Genomic DNA, 23,780 nt, shown 5'->3' with positions numbered 1-23,780 from the left:
CGTATGGTTCATGCCGTTCATAAAAAGAAAAGCCGGTCCGGGAAAGCCCGGACCGGCCGTCTCCATAGAGACAAATTGTCTTACTTGGCGGGAATCGCCAGTTCCATGCCGATTTCCAGCTTGCGTGGCGCGGGCTTGCCATTGGCGTCGGAAATGCGATGCCAGAGTTCACCGTCACCATAGGTGGCTTTGGCAAGGTCCCAGAGCGTGTCGCCCTTGACGATCACATGCTTGGTTTCGCTGCCCGGCGCGGTTGCCGGTTCGGCTGGCTTTGCATCCGGCTTCGCTGTTTCAGCCGGAGCCGCCGCGACAACTTCGGTGATGCGGCCTTCCGTCATCGGCTTATAGGGCTGGTGCGCTGCGAGATAATCGGCCACGACCGTTTCGAGCCCCGGGCCGTAGTCATAGGCGTTCTCACCCTTCTTGAAAACACTGTATCCATCGCCGCCGGCACGCATGAAATTGTTGGAGACGACGCTGTAGGTCTTGGCCGGATCGAGCGGTACGAAACCATCGCCTTCCTTTACCTCGACAGAGATGAGACGACTGCCGGCCGGCTTCGACTTGTCGAACGAGAATTTCAGGCCTGCCACCTGCGGGAAGCGGCCGCCTTCCTCTTCGATCTTGCTCAGGCCGTTCTCAAGCGCTTCGGTAATGCCGGCGCCGTTCAGCTGGAACGTTGCAAGCGTATTCTGGAACGGCAGGACGGTGATCACCTCGCCCATGGTGACGTCGCCGGCATCGATCGAGGCACGCAGGCCGCCGCCATTGGCGATAGCAATCGTGACACCTTGACCCTTGACGCGATCGAGCATGGCGTCGGCAACGAGGTTGCCCATTTCACATTCGTGGTAGCGGCAAACCTTGCGGTCCCCATTGATCGGTGCATCCGACTTGCCAATAACCTTGTTGCGCAGTTCCTCGATCGGCTTGGCAAGCTCGGCGATGCGGGTGAGAACCGAGGCGTCCGGCTTGATGGAACTATCGATCAGGATCGGATCGCCCTTTGCGGCCTTGACGACGCCGCTGTCATCGAAGGTGACGATGAGATCGCCGAGATACTTGCTGTAGGAGCCGGCCTGCACCACCGGCACCTTGTAGCCACCGGGATTATCGACCATCGTCGGATAGGGACCTTCAGCCTTCTCGTCGGTGTTGGAAAGCAGGCTGTGCGAGTGGCCGCCGACCACGACATCGACATCCGGAATCTTGGCGATGACGGCAAGGTCCCGCGGATAGCCGACATGGGTGAGCGCGATGATCTTGTTGACGCCCTGCTTCTTCAGTTCTTCGACAGCCGTGGTTATCGTATCGACGTCCTGGGCGATCAACACGTCGTCACCGACTGAAGACAGTTCCGGCGTATCATTGGCAACGGCGCCGACGATGCCGATCTTCTGGCCGCCGACATCAAGCACCAGCGAAGGCATGATGCGGTCGCCAAGCTTGGCTTTGTAGCCGGGCAGCACGTTGGAACTCAGGACTGGAAAGGTGACCTTGTCGAGAAACCCGACCAGTCCGTCTTCGCCTTCGTCGAACTCGTGGTTGCCGACGGTCATGGCGTCGAACTTCATGAGGTTGAGGAATTCGGCTTCGGCAGCACCTTTATAGGTGGTGAAGAACAGTGATCCCTGGAAATTGTCGCCGGCATTGAGCAGCAGCGTATTCTTGCCGGAAAGCTCGGCACGTTTTGCGTCGATCTCAGTCTTCAATCGCGCAACGCCGCCGAAGCATTCGTTCTTGGCTTCTTCTTCCGCAGAGCAGGTGGAATCGTATTTGTTGATCGCTTCGATGCGCGAATGGAGGTCGTTGATATGCAGGATGTTCAGCTCATAATCGGCAAAGGCTGCGCCTGAGGAAAGGGCAAGGATCGAGGCTGTCATCAGCCCGGTTCGCAAATGTCTGATCATGGAAGTCTCCCGGTTGTCGGATCGCCGGTCGGTCCGGCGGCTTGGACCACCGCGCTCCTTTAAGGATGCTGCGGCTCGGGAAGGATCGTTTCATCCGATTGCGCCGACATCAAGCCGTAATTTCACCTCGGCCGCGTCGATCCAGGGCAGAGTTAACGGCAAAGAGAAAGCCGCCCGCGCGGATCATCGCGGAGCGGCTCGATCAGTTTTGTGCCCGATGATCTCAGACGCGACGCGTCAACGAGAATTGGGCGCCGCTGTCTGTCGTGCAGTTGAGCTGAGAGGGGTTGACGAGCGCGCAATTGACCTTGGATTGGGTGTTGCGAACCATCGAGGTCATGTTGATCTCCACCAGCGTCGGGGAGATGTTGATGTAGTTGCCCGAGGCGAGAAGCTGGTTAGTGTCGGTGGTTCGCGTGGCGAACGTTCCTGCGGAGAACGAAGAGACGATGCCGTTGGGATCCACCCAGTTGCCTTCCACGCCTGCAGGCGCAACCCGCTGCGGCTGCGATACCGCCACCTCGCGCGGGCCCTGGCAAGCGGCGAGCCCGACTGCGGACAGGATGGTGAGGATGGTGATCGGCTTCATTACTATCTCCCGGTATGCGCGAAAAAGCTGCGGCTTTCTTTGAAAACCATGCCGTGAACGATGGCCGAATGCAAGTGCAGCCCCGACACAGATCATTGATCTTCTGCCAACGACAAACGCCCGGGGATGTTCCCCGGGCGTCTTCGAATATTCGATCGGCAGTAGCGCTTAGCGAACGAGAATGTTCTTGAACTGCCACGGATCCTTCTCGTCGAGCTCTTCCGGGAACAGGCCCGGGCGACCTTCGAGCGGCGTCCAGTCGGTGTAATGACCTTCGACCGGGCCGAGATAGGGCGTCTGCACTTCGAGGCAGCGCTTGTAGTCGACCTCGTCGGCTTCGACGATGCCGGCCTTCGGGTTTTCCAGTGCCCAGACCATGCCGGAGAGAACCGCCGAGGTCACCTGCAGGCCGGTTGCGTTCTGGTAAGGCGCGATGCGGCGGGTTTCCTCCAGCGACAGGCGCGAACCGTACCAGTAGGCATTCTTGTCGTGGCCGTAGAGCAACACGCCGAGTTCGTCGAGGCCTTCGACAAGCTCGTTCTCGTCGAGGACGTGGTGAACCGGCTGGGCATTGCCGCCGTTGCCGAACATTTCATGCAGCGACAGAACGGCGTCATTGGCGGGATGGTAGGCGTAATGGCAGGTCGGGCGGAAGCTGACGTCGCCATCCCTATCCTTGACCGTGTAGTAATCGGCGATCGAGATCGACTCGTTATGGGTAACGAGGAAGCCGTATTGCGGGCCGGGGGTCGGGCACCAGGTACGAACACGCGTGTTGGCGCCCGGCTGCTCGAGATAGATTGCCGCCTGGCAGCCCTTCTTGTGCTTCTTGGCGTTCTTCGGCATCCAGTTTTCATGGGTGCCCCAGCCGAGTTCGGCCGGCTGCAGGCCCTCCGAGATGAAGCCTTCGACCGACCATGTGTTCCAGAAGACGTTGAGCGGCTTCGGGTTCTTGGTCAGCTGGGTGTCGCGCTCGGCAATGTGGATGCCCTTGACGCCAACCTTCTTCATCAGCTTGGCCCAGCCTTCGCGGTCGTTCTGGTCCGGCTCTTCGAACTTCAGTTCGAGATCCTTGGCGAGATTGACCAGCGCTTGCTTCACGAACCACGAGACCATGCCCGGGTTTGCGCCGCAGGTGGAAACGGCAGTCGTGCCGCCCGGGTTCTTGGCCTTTTCCTTGCGGAGGGTTTCGCGCAGCGCATAGTTGGTGCGCTCCGAGTTCTTCATGCTCTTGTCGAAATAGAAGCCGAGCCATGGTTCGATGACGGTATCGATATAGAGCACGTCGAGCTTGCGGCAGAGCTTGATCAGGTCCAGCGAGCCGGTATCGACCGACAGGTTGACGCAGAAGCCCTGGCCTTCGCCTTCGGTGAGCAGCGGCTTGAGCAGTTCCTTGTAGTTGTCCTTGGTGACATGTGCCTTGATGTGGCGAACGCCGTGCCTGGCGAGAATTTCCATATCACCAGCGTCTTCGCGCGGGTCGATGACAACCATCCGGCTCTTGTCGAACTTGAAGTGGCGTTCGATCAGCGGCAGGGTGCCGCGACCGATCGAGCCGAAGCCGATCATGACGATCGGGCCGGTGATTTCGCCGTGAACCGGATACGTGGTTTCTGCCATTTTGGTCTTTCTCCTACGGACAGCGCTTTGTTTTGGAGCGAAAATCGCCCCGATATAGCTTTGGAAGGCCCTAGAGCACAGATTTCTGTCACAATAAAGAGGTGGGGGGCAAGTGGCTGCGGTCGTGCTTAACCTTCGGAAAGCTTGTCGAGCGCGGAAAACAGCGCCTTTCGCTTGCTTGCCAACCCCTTGTAGGCAGCTTCCTGCGGCGAAAGCGCTTCGAGCTGCGCGGCAAGCGAGGATGCCAATGCTGCGCGATCCGGGCGTGCCTGCAGCACGGCCAGCGGGTCGGAATAGATGCGGATCGTGAAGACGATATCGCCGGTCTTCGGCAGCTTGCGAAGCGTCTGCCGTTCGACCCGCAGGAAAATTGAATCTTCCGACAGCTCGACAGATTTGGCCTCCGCATCCTCCGATTTGGATTTCGGCAAATGCAGCGCACCTTCGGAGTTCACGGCCCAGTTGAACCGCTCGACGAAACGGGCGGGCGGGAGATTGTCGAACATGCGAGAGATCAGTTCGGCATTGCGGGTTCCGGTTTCGAAGCCCGGCACCGGTGCATGAATTTCATCCATGCTACGGCCATACTTCTCGGCGAGAGACCAAGAGGAGGGGAAGGCGATGAAGGCGGCGACCAGATGCCAGCCAGTTTCCTTGCGCCGCATGATGGCAAAATCGTCCTGGACAAGCAGGCCTGCGGTTACAAGCGGGGCCTCGCCTGTCAGGGCAAACGTCTGTCCCGCCACCTCGATGCTGTCGCCGCGGCGACAGTAAATGGAAGGGTGTTTTCTCGGCAGGAACTCGACGAGCAGATCAAGAAGCTCCTGCTGCGCGGGTTCGGTGTCGGGTTCAGCGGCAAAGACCGCCGCACGGTCGCTTGCCAGCAACGCCCGCTTCTCGGCAAGATAGAACGCAAGATCGCTGTCCGGCGCGATCCAATGGTCCTGTTTCAGCTGCGCAAGGCCGATCGTGAACGGCTTGGACGAGCCGTCATAGGGCGTCTGGGCAGGTTTCAATACTATGCGTTCGTCCATGATGCGCTATCTGTTCCTTATTCGGACGATCCGGACAGTTCGTTAAGCTTAGGGATGGCACGGCGGCGTATTGGCGTGCAATCCATAATATTTTGCGGTTCATGCGCTCGGGCATTGCCTATAGACTGAACCCTGCATGCGAGATCGATGCCATGGATGAGATTTCGGCCAGCCTGGCCTCTCTGCGGGATGCGACGGATGTCCTGATTGCGCTCTACGACGCAGATGACCGGTTGCGATATGCCAATGCGGCCTTTCGCGCGACCTTTGCGCTCGACCCGGAAGAAACCCCGCTCTGGCCTGACCTGATGCGCCGCAACCGGTCGCTGGGTCTCGGCACAATCATCCGGGTCGATGATTTCGAGGCCTGGGTCACTTCGGCGCAATCGCGACGCGGCAACTGCCGTTCAGGGCCTACGAGACCGATCTTGTCGACGGGCGCTGGCTGTGGATGACGGAGACGGTCAACCGCGACGGCTGGATGCTCTGCATTGCCAGCGATATCACGCATTTGCGGGCAGACGAGCGCGATCTGAGGCAAGACCGTGATCTGGCCTTGCGAGCCTCGCAGACTGACGAGCTGACCGGAATTTCCAGCCGTCGCTATGTCATGAACAAGCTCGAAGAGATGATCATGCGCAATCTGCCCGATCAGCCGCGTGAAGGCTGCCTCTGCATTTTCGATATCGATTTTTTCAAGGGCATCAACGATCTCTATGGGCATCAGACCGGCGATGACGTGCTGCTGGACTTTGCCCGTCGGGTGCAGCCGATCGTCCGGCGGCACGATTGTTTCGGCCGGGTGGGCGGCGAGGAGTTCATGCTGCTCTTGCCAGATACGTCCGCCGAGGAGGGTGAAGGTATCGTGCGGCGGATCATGGAGATCGTACGGGCCTCACGGCCCTTGTCGGGTGCGCCTTTGTTTCGCTACACCTGCTCGGCTGGGCTTGCGACCATGGCTGTCGGAGACAGCGCCAAGGTGCTTTATGCACGCGCCGATGCAGCACTCTATTCCGCCAAGCAATCCGGCCGCGACCGCATCATGATCGGCGCCCGATAAGATTGCTGGACTCACTCTTCGAGCGTGCAGGCGATCAAGCCTCTAAGAGAGTTGCCCATGAAAACGCGGCCGATTTTGAGGTCTTCCAGCGTCAAGCGCTGAACGCGGGCGCGCCGCTCGCAGATGAACTGCGTGCGCAGCACGCCGGCCAGCAGGCCGCTGGAGATCGGCGGTACCTTCAACACTCCGGAACCGTCGTCGAGAAAAAGCGACGTGATCGTTCCCTCGCATACCTCTGCTTTTTCGTTGAGGAGCAGCACTTCATCGGCTTCTGCGGGGGGATATTCGGCGCGTGCGGCTTCATAGGCCGCTCGGCGGCTGGTCTTGTATCGCAGCAAGGGATCGGTTGACTGCAGACGTTGATGGGCAATGCGCACATGCCAGACCATATTGTCTGCAAGTGGGACAAAGGGGGCGGTCGTAATGGCGATTTCGCCTTTAGCCGAAAGCGTCAGCCGGACCCGCAAGGCTTGCTGCTGGTCCTTGAGGATTTCCGCCAGTTTTTCCGGTGCATTGATGGCGCCGGGAAACCCAAGTCGTGCAGCCGAGCGGGTGAGGCGAGCCATGTGCAGTCGTTGACGGACGATACCGGTGCCCGGCTCGAAGCGCATCGTCTCGATCAGCGAGAAATCGGTCATTGTTCGACCTCGATATCGCCAAGCGCAAAGCGCGCCTTCAGCAGGCATTCGGCATATTCGGATTCGGCATTGGAATCGAACACGATGCCGCCGCCGACATTGAAGATGGCTTTCCCGTCCGCAAAGAGCGAGAGCGTGCGAATCGCAACATTGAAGCGCATGGTGCCATCCGGCGCGATAAAGCCGATGGCGCCGCAATAGGCGTCGCGCGGGCCATCCTCCAGATCGTGAAGGATTTCCATCGCCCGCATCTTCGGCGCGCCTGTGATCGAACCACAGGGGAAGAGCGCTTCGAAGATGTCGCGGATACCAATTTCGGGACGAAGCTTCGCCCGCACATGGCTTACCATCTGATGGACGGTCGGGTAGGTTTCGACGTCGAACAGTCTCGGCACGTCGAGCGTACCGACCTCTGTGATGCGCGAGATGTCGTTGCGTAGCAGATCGACGATCATGCGGTTTTCGGCCTGGGATTTCGGATCAGCCTTCATCTCGGCGATCAGCGCTTCATCTTCAGCAAGCGTGGCACCGCGCGGTGCGGTGCCCTTCATCGGATGGGTCTCTATCCACCGGTCCTTGTCTACCCGAAAGAACAGTTCCGGCGAGCGCGACAGCAGGATCGGCCCGTCAAGCCCGACGAGCGCGCCGTATTTTACCGGCTGCCGCTCGATCAGTGACCAGAAGGCGGCCAGCGGATCGCCTGACCAACGGGCCGATATCGGCATGGTGAGGTTCGCCTGATAACAATCGCCCTGGCGCAAGTGCTGGTGCAGCTTGAGGAAACGCTCGCGGTAAGCGGCGAAATCCCAGCCTGCCTTGGGCTCCGTCAGAATTGGCTCGTTTTCGATCCGCTGCCTTGGCTGCGCAAGGGCGTGGTCCTCCCGCGGCGCATCGAAGACGCCGAAGGACATGAGCGGCGTTGGCCGATTTTCCTGCGCCAGAGGTGCGAGCTTGTCCTCGAACAGATGGCCCGCCTCATAACTCATGAAGCCGGCAAGCCATTGGCCGGCAGCTTGCGCTTTCTCCATCTCCGCAAGTCCACGCCAGAACTCGGCCTTGGTGCGCGCCGCGATGACGCGTGAAGGCTCGGCGAAGACAGTGGTTCTGTCCTCGCTGTCATCCCGGAAGAGGACGAAGGGGCCGTTGTCAGTCATATCTCAACCTGGCGATCTCACGCCTTATCAAGCGCTTCCAGCTCGTCGATCAGGCCTTCCAGCATCGACAGGCCCTTTGCCCAGAACGACGGATCGCTGGCATCCAGCCCGAAAGGCGCCAGAAGTTCGGAATAATGCTTACTGCCGCCGGCCTTCAGGAGCTCGAAATACTTGTCCTGGAAGCCGCCGTCGGCCTTCTGGTAGACTGCGTAAAGCGAGTTCACCAGGCAATCGCCGAAGGCATAGGCATAGACATAGAAGGGCGAATGGATGAAGTGCGGGATATAGGACCAGTAGGTTTCATACCCTTCCGAAATGCGGATCGCCGGCCCGAGGCTTTCCGACTGTACCGAAAGCCAGAGCTTGCCGATATCCTCGGCCGTCAGTTCGCCTTCCTTGCGGGCGGTGTGTACCTTGCGCTCGAATTCGTAGAAGGCAATCTGGCGCACGACCGTATTGATCATGTCCTCCACCTTCTGGGCGAGCATTGCCTTGCGCTCGCTGTCGTCCGTGGTTTTTTCCAGTAGAGCGCGGAAGGTCAGCATTTCGCCGAAGACGGAGGCGGTTTCTGCCAGCGTCAGCGGCGTGGAGGCCATCAGGGCGCCCTGTTCTCCGGCGAGAACCTGATGCACGCCGTGCCCAAGTTCATGGGCGAGCGTCATCACGTCGCGCGGCTTGCCCATATAGTTGACGAGCACATAGGGGTGGGCCGAGGGGACGGTCGGGTGCGCAAAGGCGCCCGGCGCCTTGCCGGGGCGAACCGGCGCGTCGATCCAGCCGCCGCTGAAGAAGCGTTCCGCGATCTCGGACATCTCGGGCGCAAAGCCGTGATAGGCGGATAGCACCGTCTCCTTGGCATCCGCCCAGGAGATCAGCGCGGTCGGGGTTTCCGGCAGTGGCGCGTTGCGATCCCAGAACTCCATCTGTTCCATGCCGAGCCACTTCGCCTTCATCTGATAATAACGATGCGACAGGCGCGGATAGGCATCCTTCACCGCCGCGGCCAGCGCATCGACCACTTCGCGCTCGACGCGGTTGGCGAGGTGGCGGCTGTCGGCGATATCCTCGAAGCCGCGCCAGCGGTCGGAGATTTCCTTGTCCTTGGCGAGCGTATTGGTGATCAGCGTGAAGACGCGGCTGTTGGCCTTGAAAGTCGCGGTCAATGCTTGCGCCGCCTTGCGGCGTGCTTCCGGCTCCGGCTCCTGCAGCATGCTGAGCGTGACTTCCAGCGGCAGTTCCTCGCCATCGACGTTGAAGGTCAGCGACGCCATCGTCTCGTCGAACAGGCGATTGAAGGCGCCGGCGCCGGTCATCGACTTTTCGAGGAAGAGCTGCTCCAGCTTGTCATCGAGCTGGTAGGGTTTGTCGAGCCGCAGATCGATCAGCCACGGGCGGTAGTGGGCGGCCAAAGCATCAGTCGCGAAGGCGGCATCGATCACCGCGTCATCAATGCGGTTAAGCTCCAGCGAGAAGAACAGGAGATGGCTTGCGAGATCGGTGAGCTTGGCCTGAGCATCGCCATAGAACTTGCCGTTGGCGGGGTTCGTCGTATCGGAAAAATAGGTGAGGCCTGCGTAGGAGCCGATCTTGCCCATCAGGTCTTCCAGAGCCTCGAATTTGCGCACGGCTGCACCGATGCCCTCATCGCCGGCCTTCAACGCGGCCTCGGCCAACTTGCCTTTCCATTTCGCTTCGAAGGCAAGGCTGTCGGTCTCGGCCTTGGCCAGGTCGTTGCGGTATTCCTCTGATGCCGGCGAAGGATAGAGGTCTTCCAGCCGCCAGTTTGGCAGATCCCCGAGATCGGCCGCAGCCTGCGCACCGGCAGTCGCGGTGGCATGAAGGGGGCGGTTCAGGATCGGGGCGGAAAACGGACGATACATGGCTTCACTCTCGCTTCGGGGTGCGCCGCCTGCTTCGCGGGGCGCGATCGGAGGCAGAACCTAGCGCATAACCCCTTAAACCGGAACCAACTTCTACATCGTCACGACAGCCTTTTCCCACCCTCCGGCGGGGCCGGCATATCGTTGTTCGCAATGATTAAAATGCGAACATTTCTCAAAAGGGGATGTTCAGGCCTCTGTGACAGGAATGTCCCATCGTGCGGCACATGACGTTGCCGGTTTGTTGAAAACAGTGAGCAGGAGGCTTCCATGACGTCACAGATTCTTGTCATCGATGATGATCCCGTCCAGCGTCGACTTCTGACCAACATGATCGAAAGGTTGGGCCATATCGCCCATCTTGCCGATAATGGTCGAAGTGGTCTGGAGCTTTTGGAGCGCAAGCGCGGCAATATCAGCGTCATCCTGCTGGATCTCATGATGCCGGAAATGAACGGCCATGGATTTCTGGAAGCGGTCGCTGAGCGCGGCATCGATATTCCGGTGATCGTGCAGACGGGACAGGGTGGTATCGAAACCGTCGTCCTCGCCATGCAGGCCGGTGCTTTCGATTTCGTCGTGAAGCCCGTTTCCCCGGAGCGACTTTCGGTGGCCCTCAACAATGCGTTGAAGATGGAAAACCAGGAAAGCCGTGGCCGGCCGCCCAAGCGCTCCCGTTCCGGCGCCATCGGCTTTGATGATGTCGTCTCGGCAAGCCCGGCGATGATTCGCGTTCTGGATCTCGCCCGTCGTGCAGCCCAGTCCAATATTCCGATCGTGCTCGAAGGCGAATCCGGCGTTGGCAAGGAAATGGTCGCCCGGGCCATCCAGTCGTCGAGCGACCGGGCCGGCAGGCCGTTCATCACTGTCAATTGCGGTGCCATCCCTCATAATCTGGTCGAAAGCATCCTCTTCGGCCATGAGAAGGGCGCTTTCACCGGTGCGACCGAAAAACACACCGGAAAGTTCGTCGATGCCGATGGCGGCACGCTGTTTCTCGACGAGATCGGTGATCTGCCGCTCGAAGTCCAGGTCAAGTTGCTGCGCGCCGTCCAGCAAGGCGAGATCGAGACGATCGGGGCGCGCCATCCCCAGAAGGTCAATGTCCGGCTGATCTCGGCAACCAACAAGGATCTGATCAACGAAGTGCGGGAAGGCCGCTTCCGCGAGGATCTCTATTATCGGCTCAACGTCTTCCCCATCACCATCCCGGCGCTGCGCAAGCGCAAGGAAGATGTGCCGGTGCTGGTACGTGCCTTCGTCGAACGGTTCTCTGCCGAGCAGCGACTTACCGCTCCCCTGAACATCACCTCCGGTGCGCTCGCATTGCTGACCGCCTATGATTGGCCTGGCAATATTCGCCAGCTCGAAAATGCGATCTTCCGGGCAGTTGTGCTTGCCGAGGGCAGCGAACTGACCGTCAAGGATTTTCCGCAGATCGCGACGCAGATCCCCGGCTATGTCGTTGCCGAAAAGACCGGCTTCGTCTGGGAAGAGACCGGCCCGTCTCGCATGCCGATCGTGGAAGCGCAAATGTTGCCGCCCGTCTATCCGCATTTCGGTGCCGCCGAAAAGGCGACCGCGGTTGCAGAAGATGAAGCCCAGAATGGCGCCATTGCCAGCGTGGATGATGGTGGAAACGTTCGAAAGCTTGCTGATGTCGAGGAGGAACTGATTCGTTTCGCGCTGAAATTCTACCGCGGGCAGATGAGCCAGGTGGCTCGGAAGCTCGGAATCGGCCGTTCGACTCTCTACCGCAAGCTCAAGGACTACGGTATTGATCCGGACGATCCGTTCAGCGAAGCCGCATAAAGTTAGGGATAACACACTCTCCCCGTCCGTCGAATTTAACAGTCGTCGTTTAGACCTTGTTAGTGAACCGTTCACTATATTATAAGGATAAGTGATGACTGTGGCATATTTGCCATGCTGTTACCTTAATTGACAGCCATTTGGCAGCCACTGGACGCGTTGTCCGTCGGACGGGGATCAGGTTTGAAAAATTTGTTCGGATTGAGAGAGCCCAGTGGCAAAGCGTTCCGCGACGTTTGCGGCGGCGCAATCCGTAGGATGCCGCGCCTTTTGGCTTCCCTGCTGATCGCGGCTTCCATGGTTTCTCCGGGCGTGGCGCCGACAGTCGAAGCGGCCGGGCAGACACGGACCCTGAAGATTTATTTCATCCACACCCAGGAAAAGGCCGAGATCACTTTCAAGCGCAATGGCCGCTATGATCCGAAAGGCTTGCAGCAGGTCAACCGCATGCTGCGCGACTGGCGTCGCAATGAGCCCACCAACATGGACCCGCGCCTGCTCGACCTCATCTGGGAAGTTTACCAGAAGAGCGGATCGCGCGAGTACATCCACGTCGTTTCCGCCTACCGTTCTCCAGCCACCAACAACATGCTGCGTTCGCGCACCAAGGGTGTCGCGAAGAAGAGCCAGCACATGCTCGGCAAGGCGATGGACTTCTACCTGCCCGACGTAAAGCTGAAGACGCTGCGCGAAATCGGCATGAAATTCCAGGTTGGCGGCGTGGGCTATTATCCGACCTCCGGCTCCCCCTTCGTGCATATGGACGTCGGCGGCGTTCGCGCCTGGCCGCGCATGAGCCGCAGCGAACTTGTTCGTCTGTTCCCAGACGGCAAGACCCTGCACGTTCCGTCCGATGGCAAGCCACTTCCTGGCTATGATATGGCTGTGGCCGACTACAAGCGCCGCGTCGGCGACAGGTCGATCGAGGTTGCTGGCGGTGGCGCCAAGGGCGCTGGCGACAAGGACACGACCAAGCGCAAGGCGACCCTCTTTGCCATGCTCTTCGGCCAGGGTGGCGACGAGGATGAAGAACCTGAAGCAATCGCCAGTGCTGCGTCCGACGAAGGTGGTGGCGATGAGCAACCCGCGGCCAAGGCGGCTCCTGCAGCGACCGCAGGTCAGCCGGTTCTTGCCGGTGTGATTGGTGCCGAGAACCAGCAGGTCGAGCAGCAGCAAGTTGCCGAAGTCAAGGCGCCGGTGCCACTCGTTCGCCCGGCGTTCAAGGATCTGCCTGCCGATGGCGGCGTTGAAGTCGCGCTTGTCGCGCCGGTGCAGAACCCGGCTCAGGACGCCCTTGCAGCTGCGATGCCGGCAGAAGCCAAGCCGGAGACTGAATTTACCGATCTCAATGGCTACAAGATTCCCGTTCCGCAGATGCTCGGCCAACGCGGTATGAACGGCGATGCCGGCAACGGGATGATGCTGGCTTCGGCTGAAACCACGGGTGCAGATGCCGAAGCGCTTGGTTTCGTTCCCGTCCCGGCCATGCGCCCGGCCGGCGAAGCAGCGATGATGGCTGCGGCCGCTGTCTATGTTGCCGTGCCTGAATTCAACGAAAAGGTACAACCGCAGGGCACGGCTCTTGCCCAGGAGCCCGTCGAGGCGAAAGCGGAGACCCGTGTCGCGCTTGCCTCTCCGACGGAGCGACCGATCGAGCTTGCGGCATTTGTACCGCAGTCGGGTGCCGATGCGCGCGCAGCCATGTTTGACAATGTTTTTGATGGCGCCGCGGAAGTCCCGGCAAAGGGCAGGCGCCCGAAGAAGGAAGAGGCTGCTGCCGCGACCCGGTCTTCCGTTCGCATCGAGCCGAAGCTCACCCAGCAGATCATTTCCGAATGGGCGCTGACGACTGGCCGCATGGCGACTTTGTCGAAACCGGTCAAGGCGCCGCGCTTCGTCAGCAAGACGCTGCGCGCTTCTCCGACGACCGTCTATTCAGCCGGCTTCCAGAGCAATCTGGGAACTGTCGATACCGCACGTTTCAGCGGCTCGGCCGTCAACTTCCTCGAAGTGAAGAAGTTTGACACCAACTGAGATCGACGAACAAAGCACATAAAAAACCCGCCGGTCTGGACTGACCGGCGGGTTTTTTGTTGGGCTGTTCGGTCTGATTTACTCGGCGCTCGGGGCGTCGATCATGCCAAGTGCTGCGAGGTAGGTGTCGAGGATTGCTTCCTGTTCCATGCGCTCATCCTTGTCCTGCTTGCGGATTGCGATGACCTTGCGCAGGATCTTGGTGTCGAAGCCCGTGCCCTTGGCTTCGCCGTAGACATCCTTGATGTCGTCGGCGATCGTCTTTTTTTCTTCTTCGAGGCGTTCGATGCGCTCGATGAACGAGCGGAGCTGATCGCGTGCAACGCCGTGTGCATCCGACATGATGATCTCCTTCTGGGGATAGAAATTCAGAGGCTGTGACCTGCCGCGAAGTCTGCTTAAGGTCAAGTGAGATTGCGGGGTCAGCAGCGCATTTCTCGAAATGACCTTATTCTTTCGGACGGTTTTTCTCGAAAGTGGCCTGTTGTGCGGCCGAAGCTTCCATCTGGTTCTGGCTGCGCCACTCCTCATAGGGCATGCCATAGACGATCTCGCGGGACTGTTCCTTATCCATTTCCACGCCCGCGGCGTTGGCGGCCTCCCGATACCAGTTGGAAAGGCAGTTGCGGCAGAAACCGGCGAGGTTCATGAGATCGATGTTCTGGACATCGTTGCGCTCGCGCAGATGGGCGACAAGCCGGCGAAAGGCTGCGGCTTCGAATTCTGTTTCCGGGCGAATGTCAGGTTTGCTCATCGTTGTCTCCCTGAAGCTGGTTTCCGAAGGCGTAATCGCCCGTGCGGGATGGGTAGCGTTTGACGACATGAAGTTCGGCTCGTGCATTGATCTCTTCAAGGATAGGCGCGAGGCGCGCTTCCCACGCAGCCACGCCATCATCATCGGATATCAGGTCCTGACGCACCTCGAGCAGAGCGTGGGCAAGACCGGTCTCCATGCAGTGGCGATACATGGTGTCCCCCCGCAGGGCGCCGTCGTAGGGCTCGTTGTTTCCGATCATGACATCGCCGGGTGCCTGCAACGCTTGGATCAGGGGATGAACGGCGCGCGGATCACCATCCCAGAGAACGGCAGCGTGCCAGGAACGTGGCACACCCTTCCAGGCCGGCGTGTAGGAGTGCAATGAAATCACCAGAGGCGCTTTTCCGCTCTCTTCTCCAACACGCGCGATCGTCTGGGAAACGGCGCGATGATAAGGCCGGTGGAAGCGGTTGAGGCGTGCGTCGCTCTCCTCGGGCGTGATCGGATGGTTGCCGGAAATGATCGCGCCGTCGGAAATCTTCATGATCAGCGTCGGATCGTCCTCGCCGCGGTTCGGATCGATCAGGAGGCGCGAAAAACGGCTCATGACGGCCGGCACACCGAGGCGTTGCGCCAATCGCTGTGTCAGCTTCTCAATGCCGATATCATAGGCGATGTGGCGTTCGAAAGCGCTGGCGGGCAGGCCGAGGCTGCCATATTCCGGCGGTAACTTGTTGGTAGCGTGATCGGCCAGAAGCACAAGGCCGCGCGTCGTGTCGCCATCAATGATTTCGAAGGGCATGTCATCTTGCATGGGTGCAACTCGTTTCGTCCATTCATGAAAATTTGATGACATGGCGAGGCGGCGATCGCAAGGCGGGGCTTGCTTGCTGCCTTTCGGTCAACAAAAAGCCAGATGTAATCGATTAGACTTACGTTGACATTCCGACCGCCTCGTCGCAAGAAAGTCCCTCGACAAATAGCAACGGAGACCCAGTGGAAACCGTGTCCGAACATCTTTCCCCAAGGTTCAGCGTACCACGCCGTTTCACCGGTATTCTCGGGCTGTTTCTCCTCGCCGCAGGCATACCATTCTTCACACCCGGAGAGGCGAGGGCGGAGTTCCGCGTCTGCAATGGGACGCAGAATCTGATCGGCGTGGCGATCGGCTATCGCGCGAAAGAGGGCTGGATCACTGAAGGCTGGTGGCAAGTGCCCGCAACCACCTGTGCGACGCTGATCGAAGGCGAACTCCAATCGCGTTACTATTACCTCTATGCGGAGGACGCGGCCCGCGGTGGCCGCTGGACTGGCGACGTCAACATGTGCGTGGCCGAGAACGAGTTCAAGATCACCGGCGTGCAGGATTGTTTCGCCCGCGGTTTCCAACGCATGGGGTTCAAAGAATATGACACGGGGCGTCAGGGCAGCTGGATGGTTCAGCTTTCCGATACCCCAGGCACCCAAGAAAGCCAAAATTGATGAAACGGAACCGAAAAGCCAAAATCCTCGCAACGCTCGGCCCGGCGTCGAACGAAGAAGAGATGATCCAGAAGCTTCATGAGGCGGGAGCCGATCTGTTCCGCATTAATATGAGCCACGCCAGCCACGATATGATGCGCACGCTGATCAAGCGTATCCGCAACGTCGAGGCGCGCTGTGGTCGGCCGATCGGTATTCTTGCCGATTTGCAAGGGCCGAAGCTGCGTGTCGGCAAGTTTGCCGAGGGTAAAGCCGATCTGGTTCCCGGCCAAACCTTTACGCTGGATAACAACGACGCGCTGGGGGACAACACGCGCGTCTATCTGCCGCATCCGGAAATTCTCGAAGCCGTGAAGGCTGGCCACCGTCTTCTGATCGATGACGGCAAGCTTCACCTTGAGGCCGAAAGCTCCGATGGTACGAAGATCGTCTGCAAAGTCATTTCCGGCACCAAGATCTCCGACCGCAAGGGCGTAAGTCTGCCCGATACGCTGCTCGGCGTCGGCGCGCTGACGGAAAAGGATCGTGCCGATCTCGACGCGGTGCTGGAAACCGATGAAGTCGATTGGGTAGCGCTGTCCTTCATCCAGCGCCCGGAAGATCTGTCCGAAGTCCGCAAGGTTTCGCGCGGCCGCGTCGGTCTCATGTCGAAGATCGAAAAGCCCCAGGCGATCGAGCGTATCGACGAGATCATCGAGCTTTCTGATGCGCTGATGGTTGCCCGTGGTGACCTCGGCGTGGAAATGCCGCTCGAGGCCGTTCCCGGTCTGCAGAAGCAGTTGATCCGTGCATGTCGGCGCGCCGGCAAGCCGGTGGTGGTCGCAACTCAGATGCTGGAATCGATGATATCGGCGCCGGTGCCCACGCGCGCTGAAGTGTCTGACGTTGCAACGGCCGTATTCGAAGGTGCCGATGCCGTCATGCTTTCGGCTGAATCCGCCTCTGGTGATTATCCGGTCGAAGCCGTCTCGACTATGGCGTCGATTGCCAGCAAGGTCGAGCGCGATCCGCATTATTCCGGCATCATCTACGCCCAGCGCACGCCGCCGGAAGCAACCGGCGCCGATGCAATCTCGCTGGCCGCTCACCAGATTGCCGAGACGCTGAAGCTTTCGGCAATCGTCTGCTACACATCATCGGGTACGACGGGTCTCCGTACAGCCCGCGAACGTCCGCAGGTGCCGATCCTCGCGCTGTCTCCGGTCATTCAGACCGCCCGTCGTCTGTCGGTCGTCTGGGGTCTGCATTGCGTGGTTACGAGCGATGCGACTGACCTTGACGACATGGTCAATCGCGCCTGCCGCATCGTTGCTTCCGAAGGTTTCGGCAAGCCTGGTGACCGCGTCATCATTTCCGCTGGAGTGCCGCTCGGAACGCCGGGTGCGACCAACATGCTGCGCATCGCCTATATCGGCTCCGATGGCCTGAGCGGCGTCTAAGCACCTTTACGATTGCAAAAAGAAAGCCGGCCGCTCGGAAATGAGCCGTCGGCTTATTTATTGTCCGTCGGCAGGTTCGCTATCAACTCCGTCCCGGGCTATCCGGGCCGCGACTCGCGCGGCGATTGCGTCGAGGTCTCGGTCCTTGCCTCCGAGCGTTTCGATTGCTGCCACAGCCAGGTCGTTGGCGACATAATCCGGTTTGTGCCCAAGATTGTGGATGCTGATGAGACGGGAGCCGGCAATTGCTTCATGAAGCTGGCGTGAATGAATATGCGGATAGACGATGCCATCCCTGTCGCCGGTGATGATGATGGTCGGCGCCTTTATTTCCCGGTAGCGTGGCGAGACGCGCTCCACATAGTCCAGCAGGTTGGCTACGTCTGTCGCATTGTTGCGAAATGTCGTTGGGCGCAGTGCCAGGTAGGTGTTGGTTTCGGTCACGTAGTTTGCCGGCACGGGATTGGGGGCGAAAACAGCCTCGACGCCTTTGTCGAGCAGCAGGCTGCCGATCGGTGCAGCGAGCACGCGGCTGAAAATCCAGCCGATTACGGGTGCCCGCGCAACCCGATAGTACCAATCGATCCCGCCGGGCCAGGGATGAGTTGCTGGCGCTAGGAAAAGCAGGCCTGCTACCCGATCGGGGTGATTGAGGGCAAAGCTTGCGGCGATCGCGCCACCGAAAGAGTGGCTGACGATGATTGCCTTTTTGATCCCCCGTTTCTCCATCAGCGCCGCAATCGCATCGGCCTGACCATCCGGCCATGCATTTCGCGGGCCGCCGCGCTGGGAATAGCCAAGCCCCGGCCGATCGAGAAACAACATCTCGGCGCGCCCCGAAAGTGGCTTCAAAAATGCGTGGAGCGGATCCAGCAGACTGGCGCTTGCTCCATGGATGAAGACGATCGGCGGCAGGTCGGCACCCGCGGGGCGGGGTACATGGACATTGTTCATGAGGAAGCCGCCGACGTCGATCAGTTCGCCTTCGTTCTTGCGATTTCCCTCGAAAATACCCGTCTGGTAGGCGCTGTAACCGTAGCCCGTCGCAAGAACAAGAAGTGCCAGAGAAGAAAGCAGCAGCATCAATCGGACCATGAACAGGGAAAAAAGACGGATGGCATGGGAGGATTGCCGAGCGCCAGAAGGATTAGGTCCTATTGCCAGCGAGCTTTTCCTCGATCTCTCCAAACTGCTCCTGTGCCTTGCGATCGGCCGGATAGACAGCAAGGAATTGCTCCCAGGCCCGCAGGGCAAGTTCGTCCTTGCCGGATGAGGTGAGGATAGCTGCCATGCCGGCAAGGGCACCGAAATGCCTCGGCTCCAGCATCAGGACATGGTTGATGTCCGACATCGACTTGCGATAGTTGCCCATCAGGTAGTGGAGGGTTGCGCGCTGATTCCAGCCCTCGACATAGTCGGGCGCCAGTGCGATTGCCTGATCGTAAAGATCGAGCGCAATGGTCTGCTTGTTCGATTCCGAAGCCTTGGCGGCCCATTGCATCAGGAGATTGACGGATGCGCTGCCGGAGTCCTGCCATTCAAGGCGGATGCGGTCCGCGACTTCCTTGGCCTTGTCGGCGTCGCCGGTGTGCTTCAGTTCCGAAAACAACGTGTCGAGGTGCTGTTTCTGTGTCGGAAGCTCCGCAGAAGAGGTCGCCGACGTTGAAGCATTGTCCGCTTGCTGGGCCATCGCGACGCCCGGCGAAACCAGTAGAACCACAGCGAGAGATAAGAGATATGGAGACATGCTTTTAGCCATGACGGAAAGGTATCGCGCCATGGCCGAAGATCAAATCAAATTTGTGGTATCGCCAGACGAATAAGGCGCTGGCATCTTTTGAAAGAATGCCCGGCGCCTTGTCGCATGCCCGCTTCATCCGCCCGATCATGCTCGGGCTGGAGAATACAATCAGCCCTGACGAGCCTTGAAGCGCGGGTTCAGCTTGTTGATGATGTAGATACGGCCCTTACGGCGAACCAGACGGTTTTCGCGGTGACGAGCCTTCAGCGACTTGAGCGAATTTTTGATCTTCATTTTTCTGATCCGCAGTTTCGGGGGAACATGTTCCCGGGTCTCTAACAATCAAAAGCGCACCAACTGACCGAGATAGGACGGGCGCGCTCTTAGGTTGGCAGGCAAGTAACCCGAGGCCGGAAAATTGTCAACCGCGGAGAGCCGGTTTTCGTGATCCCGACCGGCTTTTCTGTAGTTTTCAAGGTTTCACAAGCCAGGTGACATGGCCCATTTTACGGCCCGGACGGGCTTCGCTCTTGCCATAAAGATGCACAAGCGTTGCCGGTTTTGCCAGCCATGCCGGCACATCCTCGATGTCGTCGCCGATCAGATTCTGCATTACGCAATCGGAATGGCGCGAACCGTCGGCGAGCGCGAGCCCGGCCACGGCACGAATGTGCTGCTCGAATTGGGAAACGACGCAGGCCGCTTCTGTCCAGTGACCGGAATTGTGGACCCGCGGGGCAATTTCGTTTGCGATCAGTCCGCCATCGGCGGTGACAAAGAACTCGACACCGATGACGCCGACATAATCGAGCGCCTCGAGAATTGCCTTTGCGGCGAATTTGGCTGTTGCGACGGTGTCGCCCGAAATAGCGGCCGGTACGGTCGATGTATGAAGGATACCGTTGCGGTGGACGTTCTCTGCCGGGTCGAAGCAGGCGATCGCGCCATCCTGCCCGCGCGCGGCGATGATGGAGATCTCGCGAACGAACGGCACGAAGCTTTCCAGAATCATCGGCACACCACCCAGCGCTTCGAAGGCGCCGACGGACCTGTCCTCGTTACCCTTGAACACTCTCTGGCCCTTGCCGTCGTAGCCAAGACGGCGGGTCTTCAGAACACCCTTGCCGCCGAAGTCGGCGAGGCCAGCTTCGAGGTCGGCCTGATTACCGACAACGTGGAAACGGGCGGTCTCGATGCCGCTGTCATTCAGGAAGCGCTTTTCCGTCACCCGGTCCTGGGCAACTTCCAGTGCTTTCGGGGGCGGATAGATCGGCCTGGAGCGGGCGAGAAGCGTTGCGGCGGCAACGGGCACATTCTCGAACTCATAGGTGATGATGTCGCATTCGCGGGCAAGCTGCAAAAGAGCGGCTTCGTCGTCATAGGCCGCGACGAGTTGGCTGTTGGCAATCTGGGCTGCCGGGCAATCCTTCTGCGGCTCAAGGATAACCGTGCGGAAATTAAGCCGTGCGGCTGCCATGGCCAGCATGCGTCCGAGCTGGCCGCCGCCAATGATGCCGATCGTCTTCATGCGGCATCGACCGGATATTCGGCCACGGATGAAGACTGCGCCTCGCGCCAGTCGTCGAGGCGGCCGGCAAGCTCGGCGTCGGAGAGGGCAAGAACGGCTGCGGCGAGAAGAGCGGCGTTGACCGCTCCGGCTCGCCCGATTGCCAGCGTGCCGACGGGAATACCGGCCGGCATCTGCACTATTGAAAGAAGGCTGTCCTGGCCTGAAAGGGCCTTCGACTGAACGGGTACCCCGAAGACCGGGAGCGGCGTCATGGCAGCCGCCATTCCGGGCAGATGGGCGGCGCCACCGGCGCCGGCAATGATGACCTTGAAACCTTCGTCGCGGGCGCCCTTGGCGAAGCTGACAAGCCGGTCCGGCGTCCTGTGCGCTGAAACGATGCGGGCATCGTAGGCGATGTCGAGTGCATCGAGCGTATCGGCGGCGTTCTTCATGGTTTCCCAGTCGGACTGGCTACCCATGATGATGGCGACGGGCGGGGTCGCGGCTCTGGTCACTTAGGCTCGCTCCATTCAGGCAATAATGTCGGGAATGATCTGGTCTTCGATCTTGGTGATCTTGTCCTTGATCGCCAGCTTCTTCTTCTTCATCCGCTGGATGCGAAGGGCATCGCAGCCGGTCTGAATCATGGCGTTGATGGCGACGTCATAGTCTTCATGTTCCTGCCTCAGCCGCGCTACGCCCAGTCTGAGTTCGGCCTGATCCTGGTCTGGCATTCAATGGTCCCCGTCGGCGGCGCAGTAGCGGTAATGTCGCTATCCACATCAATTCTGCGTCGCTCTAGCACGAAATGGCCGGTAACGGGAAGTTATCCTTCGTCACGATTTCGCCTTCGACAAATGAAAAATAGCGTGGCACACTTCTAGTGTTAAACCTGGAACATCCGGCTTCAAAGATCGGGTGCAAGCTAACGGAAGGGACTGCCACATGACCATTGAGGCTCATCTTGCAACGCTTGAGAAAAAACACGGCGCCTTGGAGCAAGAGCTCCACTCGGCGCTTATCCAGCCTTCAATGAAGGACCAGGACATTGCAGATATCAAGCGGCGCAAGTTGCGCTTGAAGGATGAGATTGAAAAGCTGCGTAGCTCGTCCCATTAAAGCTTAGCTATTGCGGCCGCCGGGGCTGAGTGTCCGGGCGGCCTGCATCAGGACCAGAACTGGTCCAGCCACAGATTGACCCGGTCGAAGCCGGGCTTGTTGATCGCATAGATCCTCTTCGTCCCACTCGCAGATACCGATACCAGATTGGAATCGAGCAGCGCTTTCAAGTGCTGCGAGACGGCCGGCCGACTGATCGGTAGTCCTTCCGCCAGTTCGTTGACGGTGCGGGGCGCGCGTCGGAGCTCCTCCAGCAGATGCCGCCGGTTCGGATCGGAGATTGCATCGAAAGGATCAGCGTGTGACATGGCAAAAAGCTAAGTGAAATCCCGCCCCCCGGCAAGTGAATTGTGCATTGCGAAAGCGATAATTTCGCAAGCGCAGCAATGACCGGTATCCCTGCCTTTTCAGACCATTCAGGGTCTATCCGCGGATAGAAACGCCGAGCATTGAATCGGTTCACGGGCCGATGAACAGCGCTGCCGTGCCGTCATAGACCAGCTTCGTGCCTGCCAGGAAGGCCATCGTGTACATGAAGGGGTAAAACACCTGCGGCCGCATGCGCCGGACCACCCATGCCCCGGCAACCGTCGCGAGCATGGCCGGAGGAAAAAGCGTCATTGAGGTTTTCAGGTTGCTGAGATCGAGCTGCCCGAGTGCGAAGTAGGGCGCCAGCTTCACGGCATTGAGGATTGCGAAGAAGCGGACGATCGTTCCCGTATACTCCCGCGGTGGAAGCTGCAGCGGCAGCGTATAGATCTGGAAAGGCGGGCCGCCGGCATGGGCAACGAAGCTGCCATATCCGGAAAAAGCGCCCAGGATAGCAGCTGGGCCGACCCGTTGCGGTTTCGCGGCGATCACGATGCCGCATCGGGCACGCCAGGCGTTGTAAGCATAGCGGAGCACGAAGAGGACGACGATGATGCCGATGATCAGGCGCAAGGCGTCGCGCTGGACATAGGCCGACGCCGCCCAACCAATAGCAATCCCGACCATGGCGCCCGGCAGCAGTATGCGCAACGTTTTGGCATCACCATGATGGCGCCACATCCACAGCGATACGAGATCCATGGCGATCAGGATCGGCAACAGGAGCGCGGCGGCCTCGACGGGCGGTACTGCCAGAGACATTAGCGGTACGCCCATCAGGGAAAGCGCTTCGCCCATTCCCCCCTTGGCAAAGCCGACCAGCAGGACGGCGGGAATGGCGATCATATAGAAATCAAAATCGGGAAGCATGCGTGTCGGTTGATCCTTTTGTCCGCACGGTCTATCGCTTTTCCAGATTGAAATCGAGTAGGGCCTGCGATCTGCTTGCCCTCAAGGAGCAGGACCATCATGAGCACCACACATAACCGCTGCCGGCTTGTCCTTATCGTTCCCGAAATGACCGAGGCGGAAGAGACCGCGCGGGTGGTGGGCGATGCGTTGCGGGGCGGGGATGTCGCGTCCGTCATCCTGCCACAATACGGTCTGGACGAGCATGCCTTCCAGAAGCAGGCCGAAGCCCTTGTGCCGGTTATCCAGGAAGCCGGTGCGGCGGCGCTCATCGCCGGAGACAGCCGCGTTGCCGGGCGTGCCAAGGCCGACGGCCTGCACGTAACCGGCAATGCGGAGGCTCTGGCCGAAGCCGTTGAGAAGTTCACGCCCAAGCTTATCGTCGGCGGCGGCAATGCTGCCGATCGCCATCACGCTTTGGAGATGGGAGAGGTGCGGCCCGATTACATCTTCTTTGGCAAGCTCGAAGGCGACATCAAGCCGGAGGCACATCCGAAGAACCTTGCACTTGGCGAGTGGTGGGCGTCGATGGTCGAGATTCCGGCCATCGTGATGGGCGGCACCGATCCGGATTCGGCGCTTGCGGTGGCGGAAACGGGTGCCGAATTCGTTGCTCTTCGTCTTGCCGTCTTCGCCGATGTCAGTCAGGCGGCCTCGGTTGTTTCGGCGGTCAATGCCATGCTTGACGAAAAAGCGCCACGGTTTGAAGATTAAGACCTTTCC

24 protein-coding genes and 1 pseudogene are annotated in these 23,780 nt (G+C 59.7%); 7 read left to right on the top strand and 18 right to left on the bottom strand.

The window, feature by feature from the left end:
- Window positions 1–80: 80 nt before the first annotated feature.
- From QO002_RS19680 to QO002_RS19665, 4 genes are all read right to left on the bottom strand, one after another.
- Window positions 81–1,910 carry a 5'-nucleotidase C-terminal domain-containing protein gene (locus tag QO002_RS19680; RefSeq protein ID WP_307232739.1) on the bottom strand — a complete coding sequence of 610 codons (1,830 nt, stop codon included), beginning with the start codon at window positions 1,908–1,910 and terminating at the stop codon, window positions 81–83.
- Between the two features lie 223 nt (window positions 1,911–2,133).
- Window positions 2,134–2,499: an outer membrane lipoprotein Omp10 gene (gene omp10, locus QO002_RS19675; protein ID WP_307232737.1), complete on the bottom strand. Its 366-nt coding sequence runs from the start codon at window positions 2,497–2,499 to the stop codon at window positions 2,134–2,136.
- 168 nt (window positions 2,500–2,667) lie between these two features.
- Entirely contained in the window at window positions 2,668–4,119 is a 1,452-nt protein-coding gene (locus tag QO002_RS19670) for a homospermidine synthase (protein ID WP_307232735.1), read from the bottom strand.
- A gap of 128 nt (window positions 4,120–4,247) precedes the next feature.
- On the bottom strand, window positions 4,248–5,153 hold the full coding sequence (locus tag QO002_RS19665) for a heme-dependent oxidative N-demethylase family protein (RefSeq protein WP_307232733.1): 906 nt from the start codon (window positions 5,151–5,153) through the stop codon (window positions 4,248–4,250).
- 152 nt (window positions 5,154–5,305) lie between these two features.
- Between QO002_RS19665 and QO002_RS19660 the strand changes: the two are divergent.
- A pseudogene (locus tag QO002_RS19660) lies at window positions 5,306–6,213 on the top strand (GGDEF domain-containing protein).
- Between the two features lie 11 nt (window positions 6,214–6,224).
- Here the strand turns inward: QO002_RS19660 and QO002_RS19655 are convergent.
- From QO002_RS19655 to QO002_RS19645, 3 genes are read right to left on the bottom strand one after another with little or no spacing between them, the layout of a single operon-like run.
- Window positions 6,225–6,851 (bottom strand): aminotransferase class IV family protein, encoded by a 627-nt coding sequence (locus QO002_RS19655; RefSeq protein ID WP_307232730.1) that lies wholly within the window; start codon window positions 6,849–6,851, stop codon window positions 6,225–6,227.
- Window positions 6,848–8,005, bottom strand: coding sequence for an aminodeoxychorismate synthase component I (locus QO002_RS19650; protein ID WP_307232728.1), 1,158 nt, complete (start codon window positions 8,003–8,005; stop codon window positions 6,848–6,850). Before QO002_RS19650 ends, QO002_RS19655 begins: the two co-directional genes overlap by 4 nt.
- Before the next feature lie 17 nt (window positions 8,006–8,022).
- Entirely contained in the window at window positions 8,023–9,885 is a 1,863-nt protein-coding gene (locus QO002_RS19645) for a M3 family oligoendopeptidase (RefSeq protein ID WP_307232726.1), read from the bottom strand.
- Window positions 9,886–10,155: 270 nt separating this feature from the next.
- On the opposite strand from QO002_RS19645, the gene QO002_RS19640 reads away from it, so the two are divergent.
- Window positions 10,156–11,697 (top strand): sigma-54-dependent transcriptional regulator, encoded by a 1,542-nt coding sequence (locus tag QO002_RS19640; RefSeq protein ID WP_307232724.1) that lies wholly within the window; start codon window positions 10,156–10,158, stop codon window positions 11,695–11,697.
- 183 nt (window positions 11,698–11,880) lie between these two features.
- Entirely contained in the window at window positions 11,881–13,731 is a 1,851-nt protein-coding gene (locus QO002_RS19635; RefSeq protein ID WP_307232722.1) for a peptidoglycan L,D-endopeptidase MepK, read from the top strand.
- Between the two features lie 78 nt (window positions 13,732–13,809).
- On the opposite strand, the gene QO002_RS19630 is transcribed toward QO002_RS19635, so the two are convergent.
- From QO002_RS19630 to QO002_RS19620, 3 genes are all read right to left on the bottom strand, one after another.
- A complete protein-coding gene (locus QO002_RS19630) occupies window positions 13,810–14,073 on the bottom strand; it encodes a DUF2312 domain-containing protein (protein WP_307232719.1) in 264 nt (87 codons plus the stop codon).
- A gap of 106 nt (window positions 14,074–14,179) precedes the next feature.
- Window positions 14,180–14,485: a DUF1244 domain-containing protein gene (locus tag QO002_RS19625; protein WP_307232717.1), complete on the bottom strand. Its 306-nt coding sequence runs from the start codon at window positions 14,483–14,485 to the stop codon at window positions 14,180–14,182.
- Window positions 14,472–15,302: an N-formylglutamate amidohydrolase gene (locus QO002_RS19620; protein WP_307232716.1), complete on the bottom strand. Its 831-nt coding sequence runs from the start codon at window positions 15,300–15,302 to the stop codon at window positions 14,472–14,474. The genes QO002_RS19625 and QO002_RS19620 overlap by 14 nt, the downstream gene beginning before the upstream one ends.
- 242 nt (window positions 15,303–15,544) lie before the next feature.
- Between QO002_RS19620 and QO002_RS19615 the strand changes: the two genes are divergently transcribed.
- Window positions 15,545–15,970 (top strand): DUF1036 domain-containing protein, encoded by a 426-nt coding sequence (locus tag QO002_RS19615; protein ID WP_307233550.1) that lies wholly within the window; start codon window positions 15,545–15,547, stop codon window positions 15,968–15,970.
- Complete coding sequence (gene pyk / locus QO002_RS19610) at window positions 15,970–17,409, top strand: pyruvate kinase (protein ID WP_307232714.1); 1,440 nt, start codon at window positions 15,970–15,972, stop codon at window positions 17,407–17,409. The genes QO002_RS19615 and pyk overlap by 1 nt, the downstream gene beginning before the upstream one ends.
- A gap of 57 nt (window positions 17,410–17,466) precedes the next feature.
- Here pyk and QO002_RS19605 read toward each other — a convergent pair whose 3' ends face one another.
- The 6 genes from QO002_RS19605 to QO002_RS19580 all read right to left on the bottom strand — a co-directional run bounded on the left by QO002_RS19605 (window position 17,467) and on the right by QO002_RS19580 (window position 21,394).
- The gene (locus tag QO002_RS19605; RefSeq protein WP_307232712.1) at window positions 17,467–18,492 is read right to left on the bottom strand and encodes an alpha/beta fold hydrolase; all 1,026 of its coding nucleotides are present in this window, start codon (window positions 18,490–18,492) and stop codon (window positions 17,467–17,469) included.
- 64 nt (window positions 18,493–18,556) lie between these two features.
- The gene (locus tag QO002_RS19600) at window positions 18,557–19,156 is read right to left on the bottom strand and encodes a tetratricopeptide repeat protein (RefSeq protein WP_370878524.1); all 600 of its coding nucleotides are present in this window, start codon (window positions 19,154–19,156) and stop codon (window positions 18,557–18,559) included.
- A 162-nt stretch (window positions 19,157–19,318) separates the two neighbouring features.
- Window positions 19,319–19,444: a type B 50S ribosomal protein L36 gene (gene ykgO, locus QO002_RS19595; protein WP_018327898.1), complete on the bottom strand. Its 126-nt coding sequence runs from the start codon at window positions 19,442–19,444 to the stop codon at window positions 19,319–19,321.
- A gap of 178 nt (window positions 19,445–19,622) precedes the next feature.
- Window positions 19,623–20,678 carry a 5-(carboxyamino)imidazole ribonucleotide synthase gene (locus tag QO002_RS19590; RefSeq protein WP_307232707.1) on the bottom strand — a complete coding sequence of 352 codons (1,056 nt, stop codon included), beginning with the start codon at window positions 20,676–20,678 and terminating at the stop codon, window positions 19,623–19,625.
- Window positions 20,675–21,139 (bottom strand): 5-(carboxyamino)imidazole ribonucleotide mutase, encoded by a 465-nt coding sequence (gene purE, locus QO002_RS19585; protein ID WP_307233547.1) that lies wholly within the window; start codon window positions 21,137–21,139, stop codon window positions 20,675–20,677. Before purE ends, QO002_RS19590 begins: the two co-directional genes overlap by 4 nt.
- Before the next feature lie 51 nt (window positions 21,140–21,190).
- Window positions 21,191–21,394, bottom strand: coding sequence for a YdcH family protein (locus QO002_RS19580; protein ID WP_307232705.1), 204 nt, complete (start codon window positions 21,392–21,394; stop codon window positions 21,191–21,193).
- A 211-nt stretch (window positions 21,395–21,605) separates the two neighbouring features.
- On the opposite strand from QO002_RS19580, the gene QO002_RS19575 reads away from it, so the two are divergent.
- Window positions 21,606–21,779, top strand: coding sequence for a YdcH family protein (locus tag QO002_RS19575; protein ID WP_307232703.1), 174 nt, complete (start codon window positions 21,606–21,608; stop codon window positions 21,777–21,779).
- Between the two features lie 47 nt (window positions 21,780–21,826).
- On the opposite strand, the gene QO002_RS19570 is transcribed toward QO002_RS19575, so the two are convergent.
- On the bottom strand, window positions 21,827–22,087 hold the full coding sequence (locus QO002_RS19570) for an ArsR/SmtB family transcription factor (protein WP_307232701.1): 261 nt from the start codon (window positions 22,085–22,087) through the stop codon (window positions 21,827–21,829).
- Window positions 22,088–22,238: 151 nt separating this feature from the next.
- Entirely contained in the window at window positions 22,239–23,018 is a 780-nt protein-coding gene (locus tag QO002_RS19565; RefSeq protein WP_307232699.1) for a sulfite exporter TauE/SafE family protein, read from the bottom strand.
- Window positions 23,019–23,117: 99 nt separating this feature from the next.
- Between QO002_RS19565 and QO002_RS19560 the strand changes: the two genes are divergently transcribed.
- The gene (locus tag QO002_RS19560) at window positions 23,118–23,771 is read left to right on the top strand and encodes a thiamine phosphate synthase (protein WP_307232697.1); all 654 of its coding nucleotides are present in this window, start codon (window positions 23,118–23,120) and stop codon (window positions 23,769–23,771) included.
- Window positions 23,772–23,780: the final 9 nt, after the last annotated feature.

Origin of the sequence: Pararhizobium capsulatum DSM 1112, from assembly GCF_030814475.1 — a bacterium.
In the GTDB taxonomy this organism is placed as follows: domain Bacteria; phylum Pseudomonadota; class Alphaproteobacteria; order Rhizobiales; family Rhizobiaceae; genus Pararhizobium; species Pararhizobium capsulatum.
Note: the sequence above shows the minus strand (reverse complement) of the source record. Positions and strands in the feature narration are given on the sequence as shown.